Origin of the sequence: Streptomyces caeni, from assembly GCF_042678285.1 — a bacterium.
Taxonomy (GTDB): Bacteria; Actinomycetota; Actinomycetes; order Streptomycetales; family Streptomycetaceae; genus Streptomyces; species Streptomyces caeni.
In genome coordinates this window covers 1-8770 of record NZ_JBHUDX010000037.1, presented here as the reverse complement: position 1 = coordinate 8770, position 8770 = coordinate 1, and the positions used below count along the sequence as shown (strand labels likewise).

General features: G+C 73.5%; 1 protein-coding gene and 1 pseudogene. Both read right to left on the bottom strand.

What is annotated here, in order from left to right; translation table 11 throughout:
• A partial coding sequence (locus tag ACFSL4_RS14815; protein WP_417820772.1) for a type I polyketide synthase occupies positions 1–1480 on the bottom strand: 1480 nt, incomplete at its 3' end.
• A 31-nt stretch (positions 1481–1511) separates the two neighbouring features.
• Positions 1512–8744 (bottom strand): annotated as a pseudogene (locus ACFSL4_RS14810) (type I polyketide synthase); the annotation flags it as partial.
• Positions 8745–8770 lie beyond the last annotated feature (26 nt).

Here is an 8770-nt window from a genome sequence, read left to right as displayed (position 1 = left end):
CCAGCTGCCCCTGCAACGCCTCGGCCGACCGCCCCGACACCACCCACGGAACGACCGGGACGGAAACACCGGCTCGCGTCTGCTCGCCCTCTTCCTGAGCCGGCGCCTCCTCCAAGATCACATGAGCGTTCGTCCCACTCGCCCCGAAGGCGGACACCCCTGCCCGACGAACTCGGCCTTGCTCGGGCGCCCACTCCCGCGCCTCCCGCAACAACTCCACCGCACCCGACGCCCAGTCCACCTGCGACGTCGGCTCATCCACATGCAACGTCTTCGGCAACAGCCCCCGCTGCAGAGCCATCACCATCTTGATCACACCACCGACACCCGCAGCCGCCTGCGCATGCCCGATGTTCGACTTCAACGACCCCAGCCACAACGGCCGTCCAACCTCCCGCCCCTGCCCATACGCCGCCAACAGCGCCTGCGCCTCGATCGGATCCCCCAGCCTGGTCCCCGTACCGTGCGCCTCCACCACATCCACATCCACCGCCGACAACCCAGCACTCGCCAGAGCCGCACGGATCACCCGCTGCTGCGACGGACCATTCGGCGCCGTCAACCCATTGCTCGCACCGTCTTGATTGACCGCACTCCCCCGCACCACCGCCAACACCCGATGCCCCAACCGCCGGGCATCCGACAACCGCTCAACCACCAGCACACCCACACCCTCGGCCCACCCCGTGCCATCCGCATCCGCCGAGAACGCCCGGCACCGCCCGTCCGCCGACAACCCCCGCTGCCGACTGAACTCCAGGAACTCCCCCGGGGCGGACATCACCGACACGGCGCCCACCAGTGCCTTTTCGCACTCGCCCGAGCGGAGTGCCTGGATCGCGAGGTGCAGGGCGACCAGGGAGGAGGAGCATGCCGTGTCCAGGGTCACCGCCGGGCCCTCCAGGCCGAGCGTGTAGGCGATGCGGCCCGAGAGGAAGCTGGCGATGTTGCCGGTGAGGAGGTAGCCCTCGTAACCCTGCGGTGCCTCGTGGAGCGCCAGGTAGTCCTGGTTGGTGAAGCCCGCGAAGACGCCGGTGCGGGTCTCACGCAGGGAGTGCGGGTCGATGCCGGCCCGCTCCACGGCCTCCCAGCAGGTCTCCAGCAGCAGGCGCTGCTGGGGGTCCATCGCCAGCGCCTCGCGCGGGGAGATACCGAAGAACCCGGCGTCGAAGTCGGCCGCGTCGTACAGGAAACCGCCCTCGCGGACATAGATCTTGCCGGGCTTGTCGGGGTCGGGGTCGTAGAGCCGCTCGACGTCCCAGCCGCGATCGGCGGGGAACTCCGAGATGGCGTCCGTCCCCTCGGCAACCAGCCGCCACAGGTCCTCGGGGGAGCGCACACCGCCCGGGTAGCGGCAGGCCATGCCGACGATCGCGATGGGCTCGCCGTTCTCCAGCGCCTTGATCCGGCGGCGGAGTTGTTCGTTCTCCTTCACCGAATTGCGTAGTGCGGCGACGATTTCTTCGGTCGATGCAGCCACTTGTCCGGCCCCTTCGCAATGCCGTTGGACGCTAGTTCTGGCGGGACGCGATCCTGACGAGTTCTTCGATGTCCATGGCGTCGACCTCGGCCGCTAGGTCCTCGCCGTCGTGCGGGTCGCTCCCGCGTGTGTCGCCCTGGGCGGCCGCCTCATCGTCGGCCTGCGCGGCGGCCAGTTCGCGCAGTTGCTCGAGCAGGCCCACCTCTCGGAGGCGGCTCAGCGGGATGACGCTGATCAGCTCCTTGACGTAGGTCTCGTCCTCGCCGGGGTCCGCCGGCTGCCGGTGGCCGTTTCCGGCGGCGGCCGGCCGTTCCGGCAGGAGTTGCTCGCGCAGGTGTTTCGCAAGCTTGGCGGGGGTCGGGAAGTCGAAGACCAGCGTGGCGGGCAGGGCGAGCCCGGTGGCGGTCTTGAGGCGGTTGCGCAGCTCGACGGCGGTCAGCGAGTCGAAGCCGATCTCCTTGAGGGCGCGCTCCGCCCGGATGCCGGTGTCGGAGGTGTGTCCGAGGACCGCCGCCACCTCCGAGGTGACCAGCTGCAGGATCCGCTTGCGCTGCTGGGCGAGCGGGAGTGCGGCCAAGGTTGCGGCCAGCTGGGGCGGCTGCTCCGGTGTGGCCGGTGCCGTGCTGTCGTCGCGCAGTCGCCGTGCCTCGGGCAGGTCACCGAGGAAGGCGCTGGCGCGGCGCAGGGTGAAGGCGGGCAGGAAGAGTTTCCAGTCCATGGCCGCGACGGTGAGAGTGGCGCGGTGTTCGGCGACGGCCTGTGCCACGGCGATGATCGCGAGATCCGGGTCCATGGTCAGGACGCCGCTGCGGTCGAGCTGCCGCCGCTTGTCGTCGGCGAGCATGCCGCCGCTGCCCCAGGATCCCCAGGCGATGGAGGTGGCGGGCCGGCCCTGGGCGCGCCGCCGGTGGGCGAGCGCGTCGAGGTAGCTGTTGCCGGCCGCGTACGACCCCTGTTCGCCGCTGCCCCACACTCCGGCGACGGAGGAGAACAGCACGAACGCCTCCAGGTGGGTGTCGTCGATCAGTTCGTCGAGGTGCCGGGCGCCGATCACCTTGGTGGCGAGGGCGCCCGCGAACTCGCCGGGGTCCGTCTCGGCGAGCGGGACGTAGTCGACGGCGCCCGCGGTGTGGACGACCCCGCGCACCGGGCCGTGTGTCTCCGCTTCACGGATCAGCGCGGCGACCTCCTCCCGGTCGGTCACGTCACAGGCGGCAATCGTCACTCCCGCGCCCAGCGCCTCCAGTTCGGCGGCGAGTTCGCTTGCGCCCGCAGCGTCCGGTCCGCTGCGGCTGGCCAGCACCAGATGGTCGGCGCCCGCGCCGGCCGCCCACCGCGCCATGCGGGCGCCGAGCGAGCCGGTGCCGCCGGTGATCAGCACGGTCCCCGTCGGCCGCCAGGCGGGCGTGGCGGTGTCGTCGTACCGTCCGGCGCGGGTGAAGCGGCGGGCTAGGAGACCGGACGGCCGCACGGCGACCTGGTCCTCGCCGGTGGCGCCGGACAGGGCGAGCAGCAGCCGGTCCACGGTCTGCGGGGTCGGTGTCTCGGGCAGGTCGACCAGGCCGCCCCAGCGCTGCGGGTGCTCCAGTGCGGCGACGTAGCCGAGTCCCCAGACCAGCGCGCCGGCCGGGTCGGCGGCCTGACCGTCGTCGGGCGCGACGGCGAGCCGTGTGGCGCACCAGAGCGGTACGTCGGCGTCGAGGTCGCCGAGGGTCTGGAGCAGGCTCAGTGTGGCGGCGACTCCCCTGGTGATTCCCAGGTGTTCGGGGGCCGGGCCGGTGTCGAGGGAGAGCAGGGAGACGATGCCCGCAACCGGTGCGGCGGTGGCCGTGCGCAACTGGTCGGCGAGTGCCGCACGGTCCAGGGACGCGAGTGTCAGGGCGAGGTGGCGGACGTCGGCGCCGCGCCCGGCGAGTCCGTCGACGACGGCCGTCACCCAGGCGTCGTCCTGGCCCACCTCGCTGCAGACCAGCCAAGTCCCTGTCGTCTCGGCCTCGTTGGCGGCCGGCACCGGCTGCCAGGTGGTCCGATACCGCCACCCGTCGAGCCTGCCCTGGTCCTGTCGTCGGCGGCGCCACGACGCGAGGGCGGGCAGCACCGCCCCTAGCGGTTCCACGAGGCCGTCGTCCGCGATGGACGCGGCCAGCGTCTCCAGGTCGCCGTCCTCCACGGCCCGCCAGAAGTCGTCGTCGACCGGATCACCGGCCGCCACAGGAGCGTCGCCCGGCAGGGGGCGGGTGGTCAGCCAGTAGCGCTCGCGCTGGAAGGCGTACGTGGGCAGCGCGACGGGCCGCACGGGGGTGTCTCCGAGCACCGCTTTCCAGTCGACGGCGGCGCCACGGACGTAGAGCTCCGCCGCGGAGTGCAGCACGCGCCGCATGCCGCCGTCGCCCCGGCGCAGGGTGCCGATGCCGGCCGCCTCGACGCCGGCGTCCTCGGCGGTCTCCTGAAGGCCCACGGTGAGCACGGGATGCGGGCTGGACTCGACGAACAGGCGGAAGCCGTCGGCGAGGAGGGCGCGGACGGTGTCCTCGAAGCGGACGGTCTGGCGGAGGTTGGTGTACCAGTAGCCCGCGTCCATCGTCGTCGTGTCGATCAGGCCGCCGGTGACCGTGGAGTAGAAGGGGATCCGGGACGTGCGCGGCTCAATCGGCGCGAGTGCCTCGGCCAACTCGGCTTCGACAGCTTCCACATGGGCGGAGTGGGAGGCGTAGTCCACCGGTATGCGACGGACGCGTACGCCCTCGCCGGAGAGGTTGGACAGCATCGCCTCAAGGCTGGCCTCGTCGCCGGAGACCACGGTCGAGGCCGGACTGTTGACCGCGGCCACGGAGAGCCCCTCGCCCCACTCGGCGAACCGGGCTCCCAGCTCGTCCGCGGGCAGCGCGACCGAGGCCATACCCCCGCGCCCGGACAGGGCGAGGATCGCCTGGCTGCGCAGGGCCACCACGCGCGCGGCGTCCCGCAGCGACAACGCGCCCGCCACGCAGGCCGCGGCGATCTCGCCCTGCGAGTGGCCGACCACGGCCGCGGGCATGACGCCGAGGGACTCCCACACGGCGGCCAGGGACACCATCACCGCGAACAGCACCGGCTGCACCACATCCACCCGGTCCAGGCCCGGCGACCCCTCGGCCTCCCGGACCACGTCCGTCAGGGACCAGCCGGTCAGCGGGTCCAGCGCCGCCGCGCACTCCGTGAAGCGGGCCGCGAAGACCGGCGAGGACTCCAGCAACTCCACCGCCATTCCCGCCCACTGGCCTCCCTGACCGGGGAAGACGAAGACGGGCCGGCGCGACTCCGGGGTGTCCGCGGTGCCCAGGACGACGCCCGGGTGGGACTCGCCGCGGGCGACCGCAGCCGTGCCGCTCACGAGTCGTGCGTGGTCGGCCCCGAGGATCACGGCACGGCACTCGAAGGCCGTACGGGACTCCAGCAGCGCCCGTGCGACGTCCCGGGCAGGTGCGTCACCGGCGGCCGCGATCAGCCGCTCCGCCTGGTCCCGCAGCCCGGCCTCGGTCCGCGCGGAGACCAGCCAGGGCACGAGGCCGCCGGGGCGCTCCTGAGGATCCTGGGCGGCGGCCCGCGGGTCCGGCGTCTCGAGGGTGCCGTGGGCCGGTGCCGCGGCGCTGCTCTGGTCCGGCGCCTCGATGATGACGTGGGCGTTGGTGCCGCTGATCCCGAACGACGACACCGCCGCCCTGCGGGGTGCGCCGCTCTCTGGCTCGGGCCAGGGCCGCTCCGCGGTCAGCAGCCGTACCGTTCCGGACGACCAGTCGACCTGCGGAGTCGGCTCGTCGGCGTGCAGGGTCCTGGGCAGCACCGCGTCGCGCAGCGCCAGTACCGTCTTGATGACCCCGCCGACCCCGGCGGCGGCCTGCGTGTGCCCGATGTTCGACTTCAACGAGCCCAGCCACAGCGGCCGTTCGGCGTTCCGCTCCCTTCCGTACGTGCCCAGCAGGGCCTGCGCCTCGATCGGATCGCCCAGTTTCGTCCCCGTACCGTGCGCCTCCACCAGGTCGACGTCCTCGGGTCGCAGTCCGGCGGCGGACAGCGCGCGGCGGATGACCCGCTGCTGGGAGGGACCGTTGGGCGCGGTCAGGCCGTTGGATGCACCGTCCTGGTTGACCGCGCTGCCCCGCACCACGGCGAGCACCGGGTGCCCGTGGCGCCGGGCGTCGGAGAGCCGCTCGACGAGCAGGACGCCGACGCCCTCGCCCCAGCCGGTGCCGTCCGCGCCGGCCGAGAACGCCTTGCAGCGGCCGTCGGGCGACAGTCCGCGCTGACGGCTGAACTCGACGAAGGTGCCGGGCGTCGACATCACGGTGGCGCCGCCGGCCAGCGCCATGTCGCACTCGCCCGCCCGCAGCGACTGCGCCGCCAGGTGCAGGGCGACCAGCGACGACGAGCACGCGGTGTCCACGGTCACCGCCGGGCCCTCCAGGCCGAGGGTGTAGGCGATGCGCCCGGATACCACGCTGCCGGTGTTGCCGGTGAGCAGTACGCCCTCGAGCTGCTCGGGCATCCGCTCCAGGGGCGGCGCATAGTCGTGGTACATGATCCCGGTGAAGACGCCGACACTGGTGCCGCGCAGGGCGCCGGGGTCGATGCCGGCCGTCTCGACGGCCTCCCAGGAGGTTTCGAGGAGCAGTCGCTGCTGGGGGTCCATCGCCAGGGCCTCGCGGGGCGAGATCCCGAAGAACGCGGCGTCGAACTCGGCGGCGTCGTGCAGGAAGCCGCCCTGGCGGGTGTACGTCGTGCCCTGCCGGTCGGGGTCGGGGTCGTAGAGCCGCTCGATGTCCCAGCCCCGGTCGACGGGGAAGGAGGAGATGCCGTCGGTGCCGGTGCGCACGAGCTGCCACAGCTGCTCGGGAGACATGACCCCGCCGGGGTAGCGGCAGGCCATGCCGACGATCGCAACGGGCTCCTCGTCGTCGACGGGCCCGGCGGCCCGCGTCGTCTCGGCGGCCGGAGCGCCCAGTGCCTCGGCCTCCAGGAACGCGGCGAGGGCGGTGGGGGTCGGATAGTCGAAGAGGAGCGTCGCGGGCAGCCGTAGCCCGGTCGCCGCGTGCAGCCCGTTGCGCAGTTCCACGGCGGCCAGGGAGTCGAAGCCGATGTCCTTGAACGGCTTGGCCGGATCGATCGCGTAGGACGACGGGTGGCCGAGCACGAGCGCCGCCTGCTCGGCGATGAGCAGCATCAGCACCCGCCCGCGCTCCTCGGCCGCGAGCCCGGCGATACGACTGTGCAGCGCACCGCCCCCGTCCGCGGCGCGCGCCGCGGCCGCGCGCCGGACCGGCGACCGCACCATGCCGCGCAGCAGTGCCGGTACGCCGTCCGAACCGGCGTGCGCCCGTACGGATGTGGCGTCGAGCCGCAGCGGGACGAGGAGGGCGTCGTCGTGGGCCAGTGCCACATCGAAAAGCGCGAGCCCCTCGTCCTCGGCGAGGGGCGCCACACCGGCGCGGGCCATGCGCGCGAGGTCGGCGGTGTCCAGGCGCTCCGCCATGCCCCCGCTCTGGTCCCACAGCCCGAAGGCGAGGGCGTGCGCCGGCAGCCCCAGGGTACGGCGGTGGGCGGCGAGCGCGTCGAGGAAGGTGTTGGCGGCCGCGTAGTTGGCCTGCCCGGCGGCCCCCACCAGTCCGGAGACGGAGGAGAACAGCACGAACGCGGAGAGATCGAGGTCGCGCGTCAGCTCGTGCAGATGCCAGGCCGCGTCCAGCTTGGGCCGCAGGACGCGGTCGAGCCGCTCGGGGGTCAGGGCCCCGAGGACACCGTCGTCCAGGAGGCCGGCGGTGTGGACGACCGCGGAGAGCGGCCGGTCGTCGGGGAGGGCCGCGAGCAGCGCGGCGGCCTGCGCCCGGTCCGCCACATCGCACGCCTCGATCCGCACCCGGGCGCCGAGCGCGGTGAGTTCGTCCGTCAGCTCCCGGGCCCCTTCGGCGGCAGCTCCGCGCCTACTCGTGAGGAGCAGGGAGCGCACCCCGTGCCGGGTGACGAGGTGCCGGGCGAGCAGACTGCCGATCCGGCCGAAGGCACCGGTGAGGAGAACCGTGCCGGAGGGCTCGAAGCGGGGTTCCGCGGCGGCGTCGGCGGCGGGAACGCGCGCCAGCCTCGGCACGTGTGCGGTGCCTGCGCGCAGCGCGAGTTGGTGTTCACCGGTGGCGACCGCCGCGACGACGGTGGCGGTGCCGGCCTGGACGCTGTCGGTGTCGACGAGCACGAGGCGTCCGGGGTGCTCAGTCTGCGCGGTGCGCAGCAGGCCCCAGAGGGGGGCAGCGGCGAGCCCGACGGGGTCGTCGACAGCCCCGGTGGCGGTCGGGACGGCGCGCTGGGTGACCACGACGAGCCGGGCGGCCGCGAACCTCTCGTCCTCCAGCCAGTCCCGTGCGAGCTCCAGGGCCTGCGTCACCTGCGTGTGCGCACGGTCGGGTACGGCGGTGTCGGCGCCGTCCGCCGCCGTGGCGAAGTGCGCGACGACGGCGTCCGGGACGGCCCGGCCCGCGTCGACGGCTCGGCGGAGGGCGTCGAGGTCGTCGTAGCGGTCGAGTCCGCTTCCGGGCGGCCACGGACCGATGTACGCGGCGGAGAGGGCGGCGGTTGCGGGCAGCGGGTGTTCGACCCAGTCCACGCGGTACAGGTTCTCCTGGAAGGCCGTCCGCGCGCCGCGCAGTTGACCTGCCTCGACCTGCCGCCAGGTCAGGGCGTCGACGACGGCCACAGCACGACCGGCGGCGTCGAACACGGTGAGCGCCGTGATGTCGGTGCCGGCGCGGATCAGCCGGACCCGCAGGGTGGTGGCGCCCCACGCGTGCACCCGCACCCCGCTCCACGAGAACGGCAGCCGCCCGGTCATGTCCTCACCCAGCAGTCCGCTCAGTCCAACGGCATGCAGCGCGGCGTCCAGCAGGGCGGGGTGAACGGCGAACTCCTGGGCGTTCTCGGCGATTTCGCCGGGCAGCTCGACCTCGGCGAAGACCTCGTCAGCACGCCGCCAGAGGGCGCGCAGCCCCTGGAAGGCCGGCCCGTAGGCGAACCCGTCCCCGGCGAGCCGCTCATAGGCCTCAACCGCGTCCAGGTCGACGGGCTCTGCACCGGCGGGGGGCCACTGGGCGAGGTTGTCCGCAGCCTCCACCGCGGGCGTGCCGAGCACACCGGTCGCATGCCGCTCCCACGGCGCCTCGTCTCCGCCCTCGGGCGTCTCGGCCCGCGAGTGCACCACGATCTCGCGCCGGCCGGTCTCGTCGGGGGCACCGACGGTCACCTGGAGCTGGAGGGCGCCCTGCTCGG